Annotated in this window: 16 protein-coding genes; 12 read left to right on the top strand and 4 right to left on the bottom strand. The window is 62.3% G+C overall.

Annotated features, from left to right (window positions below; genetic code table 11):
- The first annotated feature begins 206 nt into the window (after positions 1-206).
- Genes hutU through hutG form a run of 5 tightly spaced genes read left to right on the top strand, consistent with a single transcriptional unit; the run spans position 207 to position 6,017 of the window.
- The gene (gene hutU / locus U5A67_RS06580) at positions 207-1,895 is read left to right on the top strand and encodes a urocanate hydratase (RefSeq protein WP_205982829.1); all 1,689 of its coding nucleotides are present in this window, start codon (positions 207-209) and stop codon (positions 1,893-1,895) included.
- A complete protein-coding gene (locus tag U5A67_RS06575; protein WP_321813451.1) occupies positions 1,892-2,545 on the top strand; it encodes a HutD family protein in 654 nt (217 codons plus the stop codon). The genes hutU and U5A67_RS06575 overlap by 4 nt, the downstream gene beginning before the upstream one ends.
- Entirely contained in the window at positions 2,542-3,765 is a 1,224-nt protein-coding gene (hutI, locus tag U5A67_RS06570; RefSeq protein ID WP_321813450.1) for an imidazolonepropionase, read from the top strand. The genes U5A67_RS06575 and hutI overlap by 4 nt, the downstream gene beginning before the upstream one ends.
- Positions 3,766-3,779: 14 nt before the next feature.
- Positions 3,780-5,180 carry a formimidoylglutamate deiminase gene (locus U5A67_RS06565; protein WP_321813449.1) on the top strand — a complete coding sequence of 467 codons (1,401 nt, stop codon included), beginning with the start codon at positions 3,780-3,782 and terminating at the stop codon, positions 5,178-5,180.
- Positions 5,181-5,210: 30 nt separating this feature from the next.
- Complete coding sequence (hutG, locus tag U5A67_RS06560) at positions 5,211-6,017, top strand: N-formylglutamate deformylase (protein WP_321813448.1); 807 nt, start codon at positions 5,211-5,213, stop codon at positions 6,015-6,017.
- A gap of 100 nt (positions 6,018-6,117) precedes the next feature.
- Here hutG and U5A67_RS06555 read toward each other — a convergent pair whose 3' ends face one another.
- The 3 genes from U5A67_RS06555 to U5A67_RS06545 all read right to left on the bottom strand — a co-directional run bounded on the left by U5A67_RS06555 (position 6,118) and on the right by U5A67_RS06545 (position 10,363).
- Positions 6,118-7,503 (bottom strand): cytosine permease, encoded by a 1,386-nt coding sequence (locus U5A67_RS06555; RefSeq protein ID WP_321813673.1) that lies wholly within the window; start codon positions 7,501-7,503, stop codon positions 6,118-6,120.
- A 245-nt stretch (positions 7,504-7,748) separates the two neighbouring features.
- Positions 7,749-9,320 carry a phospholipase D family protein gene (locus tag U5A67_RS06550; protein ID WP_321813447.1) on the bottom strand — a complete coding sequence of 524 codons (1,572 nt, stop codon included), beginning with the start codon at positions 9,318-9,320 and terminating at the stop codon, positions 7,749-7,751.
- A 179-nt stretch (positions 9,321-9,499) separates the two neighbouring features.
- Complete coding sequence (locus U5A67_RS06545; protein WP_321813446.1) at positions 9,500-10,363, bottom strand: LysR substrate-binding domain-containing protein; 864 nt, start codon at positions 10,361-10,363, stop codon at positions 9,500-9,502.
- A 136-nt stretch (positions 10,364-10,499) separates the two neighbouring features.
- Between U5A67_RS06545 and U5A67_RS06540 the strand changes: the two genes are divergently transcribed.
- Both U5A67_RS06540 and U5A67_RS06535 read left to right on the top strand, forming a co-directional pair.
- On the top strand, positions 10,500-12,137 hold the full coding sequence (locus U5A67_RS06540; RefSeq protein ID WP_321813445.1) for a gamma-glutamyltransferase family protein: 1,638 nt from the start codon (positions 10,500-10,502) through the stop codon (positions 12,135-12,137).
- A 136-nt stretch (positions 12,138-12,273) separates the two neighbouring features.
- Positions 12,274-12,519: a hypothetical protein gene (locus tag U5A67_RS06535; RefSeq protein ID WP_205982823.1), complete on the top strand. Its 246-nt coding sequence runs from the start codon at positions 12,274-12,276 to the stop codon at positions 12,517-12,519.
- 91 nt (positions 12,520-12,610) lie between these two features.
- Here U5A67_RS06535 and U5A67_RS06530 read toward each other — a convergent pair whose 3' ends face one another.
- Entirely contained in the window at positions 12,611-13,591 is a 981-nt protein-coding gene (locus U5A67_RS06530; RefSeq protein ID WP_321813444.1) for a D-2-hydroxyacid dehydrogenase, read from the bottom strand.
- A 75-nt stretch (positions 13,592-13,666) separates the two neighbouring features.
- On the opposite strand from U5A67_RS06530, the gene U5A67_RS06525 reads away from it, so the two are divergent.
- The 5 genes from U5A67_RS06525 (at position 13,667) to U5A67_RS06505 (ending at position 17,651) form a co-directional block, all read left to right on the top strand.
- Positions 13,667-13,846, top strand: a complete 180-nt coding sequence (locus U5A67_RS06525; protein ID WP_321813443.1) for a hypothetical protein — start codon at positions 13,667-13,669, stop codon at positions 13,844-13,846.
- A gap of 75 nt (positions 13,847-13,921) precedes the next feature.
- Complete coding sequence (locus tag U5A67_RS06520; RefSeq protein ID WP_321813442.1) at positions 13,922-15,112, top strand: CoA transferase; 1,191 nt, start codon at positions 13,922-13,924, stop codon at positions 15,110-15,112.
- Between the two features lie 15 nt (positions 15,113-15,127).
- Positions 15,128-16,087: a hydroxymethylglutaryl-CoA lyase gene (locus U5A67_RS06515; protein ID WP_321813441.1), complete on the top strand. Its 960-nt coding sequence runs from the start codon at positions 15,128-15,130 to the stop codon at positions 16,085-16,087.
- Positions 16,088-16,098: 11 nt separating this feature from the next.
- Complete coding sequence (locus U5A67_RS06510) at positions 16,099-16,482, top strand: VOC family protein (protein ID WP_321813440.1); 384 nt, start codon at positions 16,099-16,101, stop codon at positions 16,480-16,482.
- Between the two features lie 269 nt (positions 16,483-16,751).
- On the top strand, positions 16,752-17,651 hold the full coding sequence (locus tag U5A67_RS06505; protein WP_205982817.1) for a LysR family transcriptional regulator: 900 nt from the start codon (positions 16,752-16,754) through the stop codon (positions 17,649-17,651).
- Positions 17,652-17,746: the final 95 nt, after the last annotated feature.

The raw sequence follows: 17,746 nt of genomic DNA, 5'->3' as shown, positions 1-17,746 counted from the left end.
GCGTGAATCGGCGGGAATCGTTCGATTGATGCAATAAATCCGCAAAATCGCCAGGGTAAGCCCCTACGATTGTTTTATTGAAACGAGTTGTATATACAACTTAACGGCGATAGACTAGCTCTCACGTTGCCGCGACGCCGCTTGAAGCAGACGTTGGAAAACCTTCCGGTCGCGCCCGAACTTCCATCCCGAGACGAACGAACGCCATGAACCATCCGAACTTCACCGATCCCCGCCTCGACCCGTCCCGCACGATCCGCGCGCCGCGCGGCAGCGAGAAGGTCTGCAAGACCTGGCTGGCCGAAGCCGCGTACCGCATGCTCCAGAACAATCTGGACCCGGAAGTGGCCGAGCATCCGCACGCGCTGGTGGTTTATGGCGGCATCGGCCGCGCCGCGCGCAACTGGGAATGCTTCGACCAGATTCTGGCGTCGCTGAAGGATCTGAACGAGGATGAGACGCTGCTGATCCAGTCGGGCAAGCCGGTGGGCGTGTTCCGCACGCATGCGGATGCGCCGCGCGTGCTGCTGGCGAATTCGAATCTCGTGCCGCACTGGGCCACGTGGGAGCACTTCCACGAACTCGACCGCAAGGGCCTCATGATGTACGGCCAGATGACGGCGGGCAGCTGGATCTATATCGGCTCGCAGGGCATTGTTCAGGGCACCTACGAAACGTTCTACTCGGTGGCCAACCAGCATTTCAACGGCAATCCCAAGGGCCGCTGGATTCTCACGGGCGGTCTGGGCGGCATGGGCGGCGCGCAGCCGCTGGCCGCAACGATGGCGGGTTTCTCGATGATCGCGGTGGAATGCGACGAGACGCGCATCGACTTCCGTCTGAAGACGCGTTATGTGGACCGCAAGGCGAAGACGCTCGATGAAGCGCTCGCCATCGTCGAAGAAGCGAAGCAGACGGGCAAGCCGGTTTCGGTCGGTCTGCTCGGCAATGCAGCCGATGTGTTCGCCGAATGCGTGGCGCGCGGCATCACGCCGGACTGCGTGACCGACCAGACCAGCGCGCACGATCCGATCAACGGTTATCTGCCGCAAGGCTGGAGCGTCGAGCAATGGCGCGAGGCGCAGAAGGTTGCGCCGGACAGCATCGTCAAGGTGGCGAAGCAGTCGATGGCGCATCAGGTGCAGGCCATGCTCACGCTGCAGGAACGCGGCGCGGCCACGCTCGATTACGGCAACAATATCCGCCAGATGGCGCTGGAAATGGGCGTGGAAAACGCCTTCGATTTCCCGGGCTTCGTGCCGGCGTATATCCGCCCGCTGTTCTGCGAAGGCAAGGGTCCGTTCCGCTGGGTCGCGCTTTCGGGCGATCCCGAAGACATCTACAAGACCGACGCCAAGGTCAAGGAACTGATTCCCGATGATCCGCATCTGCATAACTGGCTCGACATGGCGCGCGAGCGCATCGCGTTCCAGGGCCTGCCCGCGCGTATCTGCTGGGTGGGCGTGAAGGATCGCTATCGTCTGGGTCAGGCGTTCAACGAAATGGTCAAGAACGGCGAACTGAAGGCGCCGATCGTGATCGGCCGCGATCACCTGGATACGGGTTCGGTCGCGAGCCCGAACCGCGAAACGGAATCGATGAAAGACGGTTCGGATGCCGTGAGCGACTGGCCGTTGCTCAACGCGCTGCTCAACACGGCGGGCGGGGCATCGTGGGTGTCGCTGCATCACGGCGGCGGCGTGGGCATGGGCTTCTCGCAGCACTCGGGCGTGGTGATCGTCGCCGACGGCACGCAGGCTGCGCATGAGCGTCTGGGCCGCGTGCTGCACAACGACCCGGCCACGGGCGTGATGCGTCACGCCGATGCCGGCTACGAACTCGCGCAGCAGACCGCTCGCGAAGCGGGCCTCAAGCTGCCGATGCTGGGCCGATGATTCATACGCCTGCCATGCAAGCTGCCCCGCTTGAATCCGCCGCGCGGCTTACGCTGCTGCGCGGCGCGGATCTGGTGGCGTCGCCGTGGAAGAATGGCGGCGGCGTCACGCGCGAAATCGCTTTGAGCGGCTCGCCTGAAGCGTTCGCGTGGCGCGTGAGCGTCGCGGACGTGGCCCAGGCCGGGCCGTTTTCGCGTTTCGACGGCGTGGCGCGCACGCTCGTGCTGCTGGAAGGCGCGGGCATGGTGCTCGACGAAACGGGCGAGCAGGCGCGTACGCACACGCTTGCCAACGCGCTGGATGTGGCGCGTTTCGACGGCGAAGCGCCCATTTCGGCGCGCCTGATCGACGGTCCTACGCGCGATCTCAATCTGATGGTGCGCCGTGAGGTTGCGCGCGCAACCTTCGAAATCTGGCGTGATAGTGTCACGCGTGAGGTCAGCGGCGAAACAGTGCTGCTCTACTGCGCAAGCGGTGCCTTGAATGTTCGTGTGAGCGGCGCAGAACGCGTTGCGCTGGGCGCAGGCGATACGCTGCGTATCGATACCACGGACACCACAGACACCACGGATGCCGTGCGTCACGCACGCATCGAGACGGAAGGCGAGGGCGCCTTGCTCGCCATCGCACTGGAGTCCATCAAGCCATGAACCAGACTGTCTGGCACAACCTGAATCTGTGCGCGCAGGGCGACCCGCGCGACACCATCGAGCATGCCGCGATTGCCGTGGAAAACGGCACCATCGTCTGGATGGGCGCGGCAGCGGCGTTACCGGCGGCTTTCGCGCCGTGGCCGCGCAAAGACCTGCAAGGCGCGTGGGTCACGCCGGGTCTCGTCGATTGTCATACGCATCTTGTCTATGGCGGCCAGCGCGCCGATGAATTCGCGCAGCGCCTCGCTGGCGTGAGCTACGAAGAAATCGCGCGCAATGGCGGCGGCATCGTCTCGACCGTGCGCGCCACGCGCGCGGCGAGCGAAGCGTCGCTGTTTGCGCAATCGGCGGCGCGCCTGGAGCCTTTGCTGGCCGAAGGCGTCACGGCTGTCGAAATCAAATCGGGCTACGGCCTCGAACTCGACGCGGAGCGCAAGATGCTGCGCGTCGCGCGTCAGCTGGGCGAACGCTATCCGGTCACGGTGCGCACGACCTTTCTCGGCGCGCACGCGTTGCCGCCCGAATACGCGGGTCGCGCCGATGCCTATATCGACGAAGTCTGCGAGCGTATGTTGCCCGCGCTGGCGGACGAAGGTCTGGTCGATGCCGTCGATGTGTTCTGCGAGCGCATCGGCTTTTCGCTTGCGCAAAGCGAGCGCGTGTTCGAAGCCGCTGCGCGCCGCAATCTGCCGGTCAAGATGCACGCGGAGCAATTGTCGAATAGCGGCGGCGCGGCATTGGCCGCGCGATACGGCGCGCTGTCTTCCGACCACCTCGAGTTTCTCGACGAAGCGGGCGTGGCCGCGATGAAGGAAGCGGGCAGCGTGGCGGTGCTGCTGCCGGGCGCGTATTACTTCATCCGCGAAACGCAGTTGCCGCCGCTCGAATTGCTGCGCCGCTACGACGTGCCCATCGCGATTTCGACCGACAGCAATCCGGGCACCTCGCCGGCCACTTCGCTGCTGCTCATGATGAATATGGCGACGACGCTGTTCCGCATGACCGTGCCCGAAGTGCTGCAAGGCGTGACGCAGCACGCCGCGCGCGCATTCGGCGACGCCGCACGCCACGGCACGCTGGCCGTGAACCGTCCCGCCGATTTCGCGGTGTGGCAAGTGCAATCGCTTGCTGAACTCGCTTACTGGATCGGCCGTCCGTTGTGTACGCGTGTCGTGCGCGGCGGCAAGACCGTTTTCGATCGTCCTCTCACCGCATGAATCACGCCACGACTATGAATGATGCTTCGCGCTCGCTGTTCGCGGCACAGGCCTGGCTGCCGCAAGGCTGGCAACGCAATGTGCTGCTCGAATGGGATGCAGCGGGCACGCTGCTGCGCGTGCAGTCCGGTCTCGATGCAGCGCCCGATGGTGTCGCGAAGGCATCGGGTCCGGTTATACCTGGGATGCCTAATCTTCATTCGCATGCGTTCCAGCGTGCGATGGCCGGGCTCACCGAATACCGCGCGAATCCCACCGATAGTTTCTGGAGCTGGCGCGATCTGATGTATCGCTTCGCCGCGCGCATCACGCCCGACGATCTGGGCGCCGTCGCGCGCTGGCTCTATGTGGAAATGCTGAAGGCCGGTTATACGTCGGTTTGCGAATTCCATTATGTGCATCACGCGCAGGATGGGCAGCGTTATGTGAATCCGGCGGAACTCGCGCAACGCGTGGTCGATGCGGCGCGCGAAACCGGCGTGGGCATGACGATGCTGCCAGTGCTCTATCAATACAGCGGTTTTGGCGCGCGTGCGCCGCGCGAGGATCAGCGCCGCTTCATCAACACGCCCGAGCAATTGCTGGGCATCGTGGAAGCGTTGCGCGGCGCGCGGCCCGAGCATGGCGCACTGCGCTATGGCGTTGCGCCGCATTCGCTGCGCGCCGTTTCGGAAGCGTCATTGCGATCGCTGCTGGCTGGGCTCGATGCGATTTCGCCGGATGCGCCGGTGCATATTCATATCGCCGAACAAACCGCCGAAGTCGAGGCCTGCATCGAAACCGAAGGCGCGCGTCCGGTGCAATGGCTGCTCGATCGCTTCGATGTGAATGCGCGCTGGTGCCTCGTGCACGCAACGCATGTCGACGATCGCGAAACGCAGGCGCTCGCACGCAGCGGCGCGGTGGCGGGTTTGTGTCTGACCACCGAAGCCAATCTGGGCGACGGCATCTTCCCGACGCACGACTATCTCGGCGCGAATGGCGTGTTTGGCGTGGGTTCGGATAGTCATATCGGCGTGGACTGGCGCGCGGAATTGCGTCTGCTCGAATACGGGCAGCGCCTCGTGCGCCGCGAGCGCAATGTGCTGGCGTCGCCGCAACAGACCAGCGTGGCAGACCGCCTGTACAGCGCGGCGCTCACAGGCGGCGCACGGACGACCGGCCGCAAGGTGGGGGCGCTCGAAGCGGGCGCGCGCGCTGACTGGATCGTGCTCGACGCGCAGCATCCCGACCTCGCTGAAAAAACGCCGCAAAACTGGCTTTCTTCGGTGGTGTTCTGCGAGCATGGGCAAACGCCGGTGCTAGATGTCTACACGGGCGGCGAAAAGGTTGTCGAAGGCCGCCGCCATCGCGACGAAGCGCGGCTCTATGCCGACTATCGCGCGACGCTGGCACGCCTGCTCGCAGACGCCTGAGCGCCTCATCACGAACGGACCGACCGACTCATGACCGATCTCTACACCCTCGAGCGCGGCGATGCGCCGCTGCTCGTTTCGATTCCGCATCTGGGCACCACGATTCCCGAGACGCTGCGCGCGCAATACACGGACGTCGCGTTGACCGTCGCGGATACCGACTGGCATCTCGATCGCCTTTATGCATTTGCGAAGTCGCTGGGCGCGACCATTCTGGGCGCGCGCGTCTCGCGTTACGTGATCGACCTGAATCGCCCGCCTAACGATGAAAGCCTCTATCCGGGGCAGACGACCACCTCGCTCTGCCCGACGGAAACGTTCCGTGGCGAGCCGATTTATCGCGAAGGTTGTGCGCCCGATGCGGCGGAGCGCGAGCGCCGGGTGCAGGCGTATTGGCAACCGTATCATCAGACGCTGCGCGCCGAGCTTGAGCGCCTGCGCAGCCAGCACGGCAATGTGCTGTTGTGGGAAGCGCATTCGATTGCGAGCGTGTTGCCGCGTCTATTCGAAGACAAACTGCCGGATCTGAATATCGGTACGCAGGAAGGGCGCACGACGCACGCATCGGTGCAGGCGCGCGCGGAGCAGGCCGCTGCCGCGAGCGACTTTACGTGGATCGCAAACGGGCGTTTCAAGGGCGGCTATATCACGCGTCATTTCGGCGCGCCGGAACAGGGCGTGCACGCGATCCAGCTTGAAATGTGCCAGTCGACGTATATGAATGAGCATGCGCCGTTCGACTACGCGCCTGCGCTTGCAGAGCGCGTCGAGCCCGTGCTGCGCAAGATGGTGGGCGGTGCGCTGGAGGCGATTCAGGCGCTCAATGCTGCGTCCTGAGTAGTGTGAAGCATTAAAGCGTGAAAGCTAAACGGCTCTGGATTGATCGTCCAGAGCCGTTTTTTATTGGGTGCCAGGAATTGTATTTTCAGTCGTATTTTCAGTCGCGCTCGATTGGCAGAATCAAACGCTCAGGAATGGTTTGCGGCGCGCGGCGCATGGTGACGTAATAGATCACACCGGGAACGATCAGGCCGAGAATCCACGAAATATCGGTGCCGCCCAGCGCATCGACGAAAGGGCCCGTATAAAAACTCGTGGAAATAAAGGGCATTTGCACCAGCACGCCTAGCACGTAAATCGTGATCGCTTTCACATTCCAGCGGCCGTAGCGGCCATGGGGATCGGAGAGCGCGGGCACGTCATAGCGCGACTGCGTAAAGCAATAGTAATCGACGAGATTGATGGCGCTCCAAGGCGTGAAGAAAGCCAGCAGGAACAGAATAAATGCCGTGAATTCCTTGAGGAAGGAGTGGCGTCCGGCGAGTGCAACCAGTGTCGAAATCCCCACCATGCCGACGATATAGATAAGGCGATGACGCGTGGAAATAGCGCGTTTCGCACGAAACGCGCTAACGATCGTGGCCATCGACATAAAGCTGCCGTAGGCGTTGAGCGTGGTCACCGTGAGCTTGCCGAAAGCGATACTGAAATACAGCATGGCCGCGACCGCGCCGCTTGCGCCAAGCCCCACGATATACGCCACTTCGTGGTGCGCGAATTCGTGCCCGGCGAGCGCAGCGGCGAACACGCCGAATACCATCGCCGACTGCGCACCGATCACCGACCCTGATCCGACCGCCAGAAAGGTTTTAGCGGGCGAAGTCGAGCGCGGCAAATAGCGCGAATAGTCTGCAACATAAGGACCGAAAGCAATCTGCCACGAAGCCGAAAGCGACATCGAAAGCAGGAAGCTCGCCACGGTGAAATGCCGGTTGGCGAGCAGCGCGCCAATATCGTGATGCGCAAAGAGTTGCGCGAACATATAGCAGAACGCCAGCACGCCGATCACGCTGGCGATGCGTCCGACAAAGTGAATCGAACGATAGCCGAGTATCGTCAGCACGACGATCAGCGCTGCGAACAGGCAGATGCCGGTCGTATCGGAAACAGCCAGCAATTGCGCGGTGGCCTGGCCCGCGAGCACGGTGCCGCTCGCTGAAAAGCCCACATACATGAGGCAGACGAGCACGATAGGAATGGCCGCGCCATACACGCCAAACTGCACGCGGCTCGAAATCATCTGCGGCAGGCCGAGTTGCGGACCTTGAGCGCCGTGCAGCGCCATCACCGCGCCGCCGATCAGTTGTCCAATCAACAGCGCGATAAGCGACCAGAACACGTCGCCGCCAAGCACGACGGCGAGCGCGCCCGTGATGATCGCCGTCACCTGCAGATTGGCGGAAAGCCAGAGCGTGAACTGGCTGAAGAGGCTGCCGTGGCGTTCCGTATCGGGAATGTAGTCGATTGAACGGGATTCCAGCAGCTTGCGGCTTTCCGGCTCAAGTTTGACGAGGGATTCAGGAATGGCCACGAACGGCTCCGGTAACAGGAAGTAGGCGTGACGCCCGTGCAGACGAGCGCAAGGATGCTCAAATCTTGTTGTATAGACAACTCGTGCGAAATAGGGAGTTACCCGCGCGCAGTGTCGTGCGCCGGTGCATTGTGCGCCGGGTTTCCAATCGGAAAAAAATGATTATTCGTGGATGAGTGCGTGCGTACGCGGCGGCGCTACAGCAGCCACTCGATCGGCAGGATGGAAAAGAACCAGACGGCCAGGCGTGTGCTCCAGCGCGAGTTCGGTTCGGTGTCGTAACGCATCGTGCCGTCTGCGGTTTCGCGGGTCCAGTAGAGCGAACCGTCCGGGTCGAGTTTTGCCTGCCAGGCAAGCTTCGGAACCTGGGTCCAGAACGCCGATTCGATGCGGCCCGCAAGCACCGGGCTTTCGATCACGAGGCCGAGTTCGGTGTTGAGATTGGCCGAGCGCGGATCGAAATTGAGCGAACCGACAAAGACGCGCCGGTCATCTACCGCGAACGTTTTCGCATGCAGGCTCGAACCGGAACTGCCGAATACGCCGGGCGCCTGTTCCTTGTTCGCGCTTGTGCCGGCCGCGCGGCGCAATTCGAATAATTCCACACCGCCGCTGAGCAAGGCTTTACGACGGCGCGCGTAGCCGGCGTGGACGGGCAGCACATCGGTGGCTTCGAGCGAGTTTGTGAGCACGCGCACCGTCACGCCATTCGCTGCGAGTTGCGTGAAGTATTGCGTGCTCAATTCGCCGGGGACGAAGTACGGCGAGACCAGATCGATTTCGCGCTTCGGTTCGCCGAGGATGTCGCGCAACTGATTGAGTACGAGCGATTCCGGCGCGGCCTTGCCTTTCGCCTTGGCCGGGTCGTCGCTCACGAGGCGCGTGGGCGCCCATTCGAGTGGCAGGGTGCCGTCCAGCAGGCGGCGTACGTCGGTCTGCTCTTGCAGCGCTGCAATAAAGGCTTTTGCAGCGGGATTGGTCTGAACGGCTTGCGCGGCGCGATCGAGCGAATCGAGTTGAGCTGGCTGCGGCGCGGGCAGGATTTCATGCGCGGGCCATGCCGAAGCGCTTGACCAGTATCGGTCGAAATCGTGCGCGACATCGCTGGCAGCAGGGCCAATGGCCAGCACATCGAGATCGGCGAATACCACGCCGTCCGTCGCGCCGAAGTATTCGTCGCCGATATTGCGGCCACCGAGGATGGTGGCCATGCTGTCGGCGGTCAGCGACTTGTTATGCATGCGCCGGTTCAGGCGTGAAAAATCGTAGAGGAATCCGATCGATTTCGGGCTGCGTATGGCGAAGGGATTAAAGAGCCGTACCTGAATGTTGGGATGGGCATCCAGCGCGGCGAGCGTGGCATCGAGTGAGGAAGGGATGCCGTTATCGTCGAGTAGCAGACGCACACGCACGCCTCTGTCCGCGGCTTCGCGCAGCGCTTCGAGCAGGAGCGTGCCCGTGAGATCGTTGCGCCAGATGTAGTACTGCACGTCGAGCGTGCGTTGTGCGGCGCGGACGAGATCGACGCGCGCGGCGAAGGCGTCCAGCGGACTCGCGAGCGGATCGATGCCGCTCAGACCCGGATGCGTAGCGATTGCATTTTCGATCGCCACGCCCAGCGGCGTCGCGCGCGCCTGTGTGAGGCTCAGGGCAGTGGAATCCGTACGCGGACCTGGCGTGGGTAGCTGGCAGGCCGTGAGCGCGAGCGCGCACAGCATGGACCCGGTGCCGATGCCGGAGAACAAACATCGCTTCACTATCGATGACATGGACGATCTTGGCATGGAGCATCCGCGCGGAGATTGGCATCAGCTTACGCGAATGCGATTGGCCGTTCCACGAGGATGCGCGCACGCGCGCTTGAATCCTGTGCGGCCTAACTCCGCTTCGCTTGCGCTCCGGTTGGGCTTGCTGAACGCGGACCGATTGGCGCGCGACAATGACTTCGTTATTCGCGCAGCATTTGTGCGAGCGTAGTGAACAGGACCGCGCGACGATTGGTTTTACGGTGAATCATGCCAACCGTGCGCATGAACGGCGGATTGCTCAAGGCAATGAGTTTCAGATTCGGATCGTCACGCCAATTGCCGTTGTGGAGCACGGGCAGCACGCTGACACCCACATCGTTGCGCACGAGCGAGACGATCGTTTCGATGGAATTGAGTTCGAGGTATTCCTGCGGTTTCATGCCGAGTGTGCGCAAGGCGTTGTCGATCACGTTGCCGGTTGGCACACGGCGATCGAAACGCAGAAAGTGTCGATCGCGCAGAATGCGCCGCGTGTCGTTGCCTTTCACGGCACGGCTAGTGACAAGCATGAGCGGCTCTTCATAAAGCGGCGTCCATGCGAGCGATTCGTGCAACGTGCCGTCGGCATTTCCGACCACCACGGCCACATCGACTTCACCCGTTTCCACCATCTCGGCCAGCTCGGCCGAGCGCGCGGAAGTCAGGCGCACTTCCAGTTCGGGATGCCCGGTCTTGAGGTGCGCAACGGCAAGCGAAAGCGCACCGATCACCGAGACCACGGCACCGACGATCACCGAGCCTTGCAGCGTATCGTCCGCACTGGCAGGCAGTTCGTCGATCAGATCGAGAATGCGTTCGACCTTCGTGCAGATTTCCAGCCCTTCGCGCGTGAACGCCACCTGACGGGCGCGCCGGTCGAACAACTGGCGCCCCAGTGCTTCTTCGAGCCCACGCATCTGCAGACTCACGGCGGCCTGCGTGAGCGCGGTCTTTTCCGCAGCGAGGGCGAACGAGCCGCTACGCGCGACGGCGTGCAAGGTACGCAGCATGCGCAGGGAGAGCATGGAAGAAATATTTAAGTATCGAAAACAAAATATTAATGTTTTTTTGCTTGAGCCTTCAAGATAATTGTCATGTCCGTCTGACCGATGCGCCTGGCTGGCGCTTCGCCGTGCTTCGACCACTTCCAACGATATCGTCATGACACGCTTTAACTGGCACAACCCTTATCCGACGCCGCGCTTGCCGGTGTTCGCCCGCAACGTCGTTTCGACCTCGCATCCGCTGGCGGCGCAGGCCGGTTTGCGCATGCTCTGGAAAGGCGGTAACGCGGTAGACGCGGCGATTGCGGCTGCGGTGGCGATCACGGTGGTCGAGCCGGTGTCGTGCGGCCTCGGCGGCGACGCTTTCGCGCTTGTCTGGGACGGTGAGCGTCTGCATGGCCTGAATGCGTCCGGCACGGCGCCGGCTGCCTGGAATCTCGACTACTTCCGCCGCAAATACGGCGAGGAAAACGGCTTGGCCAGACAGCCCAAACGCGGCTGGGATACGGTCACGGTGCCGGGCGTGATCGCAGGCTGGGAAGCGCTGCATGCGAAGTTCGGTTCGCTGCCGTTCGCGGACCTGATGGCGCCCGCAATTGAGATCGCCGAACGCGGCTACGCAGTGCCCACGATCGTCGCGCGCAAATGGCAGGCTGCCGTGCCCGAATTGCACAATCAGCCGGGTTTTGCAGACACATTTATGCCGCGCGGACGCGCGCCCGAGATCAGCGAGCATGTACGTTTGCCAGGCCATGCGGCCACGTTGCGGCGGCTCGCGGAAGCCGGGCCGCGTGCGTATTACGAAGGCGAAATCGCCGAGCGCATCGCGGCGTTTGCACGCGAAGGCGGCGGGGCGCTCACGCTCGACGATCTGCGCAACTATCGCGCAGAGTGGGTCGAGCCTATTTCAAAGGGTTATCGCGGCTATCGCGTGCATGAGATCCCGCCTAATGGGCAGGGCATTGCGGCACTCATTGCGCTCGGCATTCTGGAGCAATTCGATATTGCCGCGTTGCCATGCGATGGCATCGAATCGCAGCATCTGCAGATCGAAGCGATGAAACTCGCGTTCGCCGATGTTTATCGCTATGTTTCCGATCCGAAATCGATGGAAGTGACGCCCGAACAGATGCTCGACGAGGCGTATCTTAAGGAACGCGCCAGGCTGATCGACCCGAAGCGCGCGACGCAATTCGATTTCGGCATGCCGCGCTCGGGCGGCACGATCTATCTTTCCGCCGCCGACGAGCGCGGCATGATGGTGAGCTTTATCCAGTCCAACTATATGGGCTTTGGATCGGGCGTAGTCGTGCCGGGCACCGGCATTGCCATGCAGAATCGCGGTTGCGGTTTTTCGATGGACCCGGCTTCGCCGAATGTGGTCGATGGCGGCAAGCGGCCATTCCATACGATCATTCCCGCGTTCCTCACGCAGCAGGTGAATGGCCGCGATGAAGCGGTCATGAGTTTCGGCGTGATGGGCGGCGACATGCAGCCACAAGGTCATCTGCAGACGGTGGTGCGTATGCTCGATTACGGCCAGCAACCGCAGGCCGCGTGCGATGCGCCGCGCTGGAAAGTGAATCGAGATTTCACGCTGGATATCGAATCGACTTTCGATGCCGATACCGCTCAGGCGCTGCAAGCGCGCGGCCACGTCATTCAGGGTATCGACGATCCTTATATGGATTTCGGCTCCGGTCAATTCATCTGGAAACTCGATCGCGATGATCCCGAACGCGGTTATGTGGCGGCCAGCGATACACGGCGCGACGGCCTCGCTGCGGGTTTCTGAGCACGCCCGTTTGACGCTGTCTGATGCACACTGGCCCGCTGTACTGAACGATTTACCCAGCAGTGCTATATTCGTGGGTGGCGTTGCAGTGCAGCAACGCGTGATGCTTACGTTTTGTCAGATGGCGGAGAGTTAAATGTCGATCGAATACCGGGGCTTTCAGATCAATGTCGATACGAAAGCCGACGCGACGGACACGCAATGGCTGTGCCGCGCAGATATCAAAGGCGTGAAAGACGAAGTACGCGATGTCCAGTTGCCGGTCGTGGACCTCGAGTTTCCCAAGCTCAAGATCGATGTGCTGATGGTGGTGAGCATGGTGGAGCACAAGGCGCGTCAGTCTATCGATGACTGGCACACGGCACATCCGGCTTCGGCTTGAATGTGCTGTTGATGCATCGCGCGTGATTCGCTAGCGATGAGATGGAAATGAAAAGGCCCGCGAGGGCCTTTTGCTTTTTGAGGCGTTGCGTTTATTTGCGTCCGACGACATGCCTCGGCTGCCCCGCATAAAACGCCGCGATATTGTCGATCAGTTGATCGGCTAGCGCCTGAATCGCTTCGTCGCTCGCCCACGCAACGTGAGGCGTGAGAATAAAGCCGGGATGCCCGAGTATCGCCTGGAAAGGATGTTGCGCAGGCAACGGTTCTTGCGAAACCACATCGAAACCCGCGCCAGATAGTTGCCCGGATTGAAGCGCGTCGACCAGCGCGGCTTCGTCCACGAGACCGCCGCGCGCGGTATTGATCAGCAGCGGGCGGCGTGCCATGCGTGCGAAAGCAGCTGCATCGATCAGGTTGCGCGTAGCGGGCGTGAGCGGACAGTGCAGCGAGATGATGTCGCTTTGCGCGAGCAGCGTGTCGAACGGCACGAAATCCTCGGTGGTTTCGGCGCGGTCTCCGTGTGCCGCGAACAGCACGCGCAGTCCCAGCGCACGACCGATCGCTGCCGTTGCTTGCCCGAGCGCGCCCGCGCCGATAATGCCGAGCGTCGACCCTGCCAGATCGCGAATCGGATAATCGAAGAAGCAGAACTGGCCCGCTTCGAGCCAGCGCCCGGCGCGCACCGCTTCGCGATAGGCGACGAGGCTGCGCCGCAGCGCGAAGATCAGCGCGAAGGTGTGCTCCGGCACCGTGTTGCGCGCATAGCCGCGAATATTGCTCACCACGATGTCACGCGCGGCGCAGGCCTGTAGATCGATATTGTCGGTGCCGGTTGCCGCGACGGCGATCATGCATACGCGCGGTGCCTGTGCGAGCGCGTCCGCCGTGATCGGCGCCTTGTTGGTGATGACGATGTCGGCGTCGCGGATACGTTGCGCCACCTCGGCGGGCAAGGTGCGATCGTAAGTTTCCAGGCGATGGTCGAACGGCAACGCGCGCAAACGGGTTTGCGGCGCAAGAGTGGCGCGGTCGAGAAAAACGACGCGGGGTGGCGCAGCCAGGTCGGTCATGAGCGATAGCGGGAAAATGGGCGGATCGGAAATCGGGAAAACTTTTGCGCTTGAAGGAGCACGGAAGGGCGCGCCATGCAGTCACCCTTCAGTTACGCTGCATTGTGCGGCCCGCGTGATCCACGAGGTTTGCTGTTTGATCGACAAAAGTTTCCGATCGGGAAAAGCGCGGGAAAAGCGCGGGAAAATCTCGGGAATATTGCGGGAAGCGCGCTCGCGAACCGCAAGCCTTTCCATTTGCTCAACCCCGATTGAGCAACCATCGATTATCAAAGCGCCCGATCCAGCCCATGATGGTGTCCAGATTCGAAAACCAGTCTGGAGACAATCATGTCACGACCCCTTTCGGGTATCCGCGTTCTGGAGCTTGGGCAGCTGATCGCGGGCCCGTTCGCCGGGAAAATGCTCGCTGAGTTCGGCGCGAGCGTCATCAAGGTCGAGCCGCCGGGCAGCGGGGACCCGCTGCGCAAATGGCGTCTGCTGCACGAAGGCACTTCCGTGTGGTGGGCGGCGCAATCGCGCAACAAGCAATCGCTCACGCTCGATCTGCGCGCGCCGGAAGGGCAGGATGTGATCCGTCGTCTCGTATCGGAAACAGACGTGCTGATCGAGAACTTTCGCCCTGGCACGCTCGAGGGCTGGGGTTTGGGCTGGGACGTGCTCAGCGAGATCAACCCGGGGCTCATCATGCTGCGCGTGTCGGGCTATGGTCAGACGGGACCGTATCGCGACCGGCCAGGTTTCGGCGTCGTGGCCGAAGCGATGGGCGGTCTGCGCCATCTCAGCGGCGAGCCAGAACGTACACCGGTGCGCGTGGGGATTTCGATCGGCGATTCGCTTTCCGCGCTGCATGGTGTGATCGGCATCCTGATGGCCTTGCGCCATCGCGAGCAGCAGGGCGGCAAGGGCCAGGTGGTGGACGTCGCGCTTTATGAATCGGTGTTCAACATGATGGAGAGTCTGCTGCCGGAGTATTCGGTGTTCGGCGCGGTGCGCCAGCCTGCCGGCAGCAGCTTGCCCGGCATCGCGCCGAGTAATGCCTACCGTTGCAGCGACGGCAAATACGCGCTGATTGCGGGCAACGGCGACAGTATCTATCGCCGCTTGATGGAGTTGATCGAGCGCCCGGATCTGGGCGCCGATCCGGCGCTTGCGCAGAACGACGGACGCGTCGCGCAGGTCGCGCGCATCGACGATGCGATCGGTGCCTGGTGCGCGCGCCGCACGCTCGACGATGTGCTTGCCGCGCTCAACGAGGCGCGCATTCCGGCGGGGCGTATCTATGACGTGGCGGATATCGCCGCCGATCCGCACTACCACGCCCGCGAGATGATCGTCGAAGACCGCCTGCCCGACGGCACGCCGGTGCAGGTGCCCGGCATCGTGCCGAAGCTGAACGCGACGCCCGGTGTGATCGAGCACAGCGCGCCGACGCTCGGCGAGCATACCGATACGGTGCTGGAATCGATCGGCATCGACGCAGCGACGCGTGACGCCTGGCGCGCACGCGGTGTGATCTGAACGCGGGAGGAGACCATGACGAAGCAGTCAAAACGCCTGTATCTGAACGAAGTCGCAACACGCGATGGCTTCCAGAACGAAGCGGCTTTTATCGATACCGACGATAAAATCGCACTGATCGATGCGCTGAGCGCATGCGGCTACGCGAAGATCGAAGTCACGTCGTTTACTTCGCCGAAAGCGATTCCCGCGCTGCGCGACGCGGAGGCCGTCATGCATGGCATCGCGCGCCAGCCGGGCGTGGTCTATACGGTACTTGTGCCGAATGTGCGAGGCGCGGAGCGCGCGCTTTCGTGCAACGTGGATGAAGTGAATCTCGTGATGTCCGTGAGCGAAAGCCACAATCGCGCGAATCTGCGCATGACGCGCGAGCAGTCGTTTGCACAACTCGGCGATGTGATCGACGCAATGCGCGGCACGGGCGTGGCGATCAACGTCTCGCTGTCTACCGCGATGGGCTGTCCGATGGAAGGCGATGTGCCGCTTGCAACCGTGCTCGACTGGATGGCGCGTTTTGCCGAGCGCGGCGTGCATGGCATCACGCTTTGCGATACGACCGGTATGGCTTATCCGAGTCAGGTGCGCGAACTGTGCGAGCGCTCGCGCGCACAATTCGATGCGCTCGAATTGACGCTGCATTTTCACAATACGCGCGGCATGGCGCTTGCCAATACGCTGGCCGCGCTCGAAGCGGGCATCGTGCGCTTCGATGCGTCGCTCGGCGGGCTCGGCGGCTGTCCGTACGCGCCGGGCGCCACGGGCAACGTCTGCACCGAAGAACTGGTACACATGCTCGAACTGGACGGCTACGATACCGGCGTGAATCTTGCCGCCGTGCTCGATGCGTCGGCGCGCCTGCCTGCGCTGATCGGCCATGACGTGCCGAGCCAGATCCTCAAGGCGGGCCGCCGCACCGACCTTCATCCGTTGCCTGGCGGCGTGCAAGGCATGCCCGAGCAGCGCGCGTTCTCATAAGGAGTGAATCAATGGCATTGATCGATCATCTCGACCATCTGCTCCTGACCTGCGTGGACCCCGAAGCGACGAAGCACTTCTACACGGAAGTGTTGCAGATGCAACTGGAAACCTTTGGCGCGGGACGTCTCGCGTTTCGTTTCGGCAACCAGAAGATCAATCTGCATGTGCGTGGCGCGGAATTCGAGCCGAAGGCGCATGTGCCGGTGCCCGGCGCGCTCGATCTCTGCTTTATCGCCGCGGTGCCGCTCGATGCGGTGATCGCGCATCTGAATGCGTGCGAATGGCCCATTGTGGAAGGACCGGTTGAGCGCACGGGCGCGACGCAGAAGATCCGCTCCGTTTATGTGCGTGATCCCGATCTGAATCTCATCGAAATCTCCGAACTGATCTAGAGTTTCCGATCGGAGAAAAAGTTTTCCCGGATTGTTTTTCTCTTTCGCAGCGAGACGGGGGGCGCCGTCCGGCTGCCGAAAGCATGGGCGATCGAGCCCGTGCACGGACGCGCCACGCGCGTCCGCCTCTCTCGTCCCGCCTGCCACAGTCCTTCTTCCGTTGCCTCCCTATCGAAGCCCGCTTGGGGCACGCACCTTTCGCATGTGCGCCAGATGCCGCACAATGACCTGATCCATCGGTTCCGTTAGCAAACCTTTCCCCTTGCATCATGGTCAATCCGCTTCATTTCGATCTGCAGTCGTTGCGCGTGTTTCTGCTCGTTTCGGAGCATGGCAGCCTGACCAAGGCCGCCGAGCACGGCCAGCTCACGCTCTCTGCCGTGAGCAAGCGCATTGCGGAACTGGAGAGCGTGACGGACTGCGCGCTCTTTATCCGCCGCGCGCGCGGCGTGGAACTCACGCCCGCCGGCATCGCGTTGCTCGAACATGCCACGCGCGTGGTCGATCAGGTCAACCGCATGGCGAGCGAGATGGGCGATTACGCGGCCGGCGTGCGCGGCCACGTGCGTATGTGGGCCAATACCTCGGCGATCGTGCAGTTTCTGCCCGTGGATCTCGCCGGCTTTCTCAACGGGCATCCGGGCATCAAGGTCAGTCTTGAAGAGCGCCTGAGCCATGAGATCGTCGAAGCGCTGAATGCAGGCAAGGCCGATATTGGCGTGTTCGCGGACAACGTGCCCGCGCCGGGCGTCGAACGGCGTCTTTATCGGCGTGACGAACTCGTGTTGCTGGTGCCGCAGGGGCATCGCTTTGCAAAGCAGGACATCATTCGTTTTGCGGATACGCTCGACGAAGATTATGTCGGGCTGAGCGACGGCAGTTCGCTGCTCGCCCGCATGACCGACGCAGCGTTCGCCGCCGAGCGCTCGCTCAAGTTGCGCATTCAGGCTTCGAATTTTGATGGCGTGTGCCGCATGATCGAAGCGGGGCTGGGCATTGGCATCCTGCCGCGCGATTCGGTGAGCGACGAGCGCGGCAAGATCGGCGTTTCCAAAGTGAAACTTGCGGATGCGTGGTCCACGCGCACGCTCTGGGTGGGTATCAAGGCGGGCAGTGCGCCGAGTTCGGATATCGTGAGCCTGTTCGACTATATGTCGGCGCGTAGCTGAAAACGTAAATGGCCACGCATTGCGTGGCCTTTCCATCTGCCGGTGCGATTCCAGTCAGTCTGCGGTGCTGGAAACAGGCTGGAATCGTTTGTGCA

The sequence above is a fragment of the Paraburkholderia sp. J69-1 genome (genome assembly GCF_905220255.1).
Taxonomy (GTDB): domain Bacteria; phylum Pseudomonadota; class Gammaproteobacteria; order Burkholderiales; family Burkholderiaceae; genus Paraburkholderia.
Note: the sequence above shows the minus strand (reverse complement) of the source record. Positions and strands in the feature narration are given on the sequence as shown.

Coding starts and splice junctions, on each gene's coding strand:
- U5A67_RS06530 (WP_321813444.1), bottom strand. CDS start 13,591: ATGACCGACCTGGCTGCGCCACCCCGCGTCGTTTTTCTCGACCGCGCC.
- U5A67_RS06520 (WP_321813442.1), top strand. CDS start 13,922: ATGTCACGACCCCTTTCGGGTATCCGCGTTCTGGAGCTTGGGCAGCTG.
- hutU (WP_205982829.1), top strand. CDS start 207: ATGAACCATCCGAACTTCACCGATCCCCGCCTCGACCCGTCCCGCACG.
- U5A67_RS06545 (WP_321813446.1), bottom strand. CDS start 10,363: ATGCTCTCCCTGCGCATGCTGCGTACCTTGCACGCCGTCGCGCGTAGC.
- U5A67_RS06525 (WP_321813443.1), top strand. CDS start 13,667: ATGCAGTCACCCTTCAGTTACGCTGCATTGTGCGGCCCGCGTGATCCA.
- U5A67_RS06535 (WP_205982823.1), top strand. CDS start 12,274: ATGTCGATCGAATACCGGGGCTTTCAGATCAATGTCGATACGAAAGCC.
- U5A67_RS06550 (WP_321813447.1), bottom strand. CDS start 9,320: ATGTCATCGATAGTGAAGCGATGTTTGTTCTCCGGCATCGGCACCGGG.
- hutG (WP_321813448.1), top strand. CDS start 5,211: ATGACCGATCTCTACACCCTCGAGCGCGGCGATGCGCCGCTGCTCGTT.
- U5A67_RS06540 (WP_321813445.1), top strand. CDS start 10,500: ATGACACGCTTTAACTGGCACAACCCTTATCCGACGCCGCGCTTGCCG.
- U5A67_RS06510 (WP_321813440.1), top strand. CDS start 16,099: ATGGCATTGATCGATCATCTCGACCATCTGCTCCTGACCTGCGTGGAC.
- U5A67_RS06575 (WP_321813451.1), top strand. CDS start 1,892: ATGATTCATACGCCTGCCATGCAAGCTGCCCCGCTTGAATCCGCCGCG.
- U5A67_RS06505 (WP_205982817.1), top strand. CDS start 16,752: ATGGTCAATCCGCTTCATTTCGATCTGCAGTCGTTGCGCGTGTTTCTG.
- U5A67_RS06515 (WP_321813441.1), top strand. CDS start 15,128: ATGACGAAGCAGTCAAAACGCCTGTATCTGAACGAAGTCGCAACACGC.
- U5A67_RS06565 (WP_321813449.1), top strand. CDS start 3,780: ATGAATGATGCTTCGCGCTCGCTGTTCGCGGCACAGGCCTGGCTGCCG.
- hutI (WP_321813450.1), top strand. CDS start 2,542: ATGAACCAGACTGTCTGGCACAACCTGAATCTGTGCGCGCAGGGCGAC.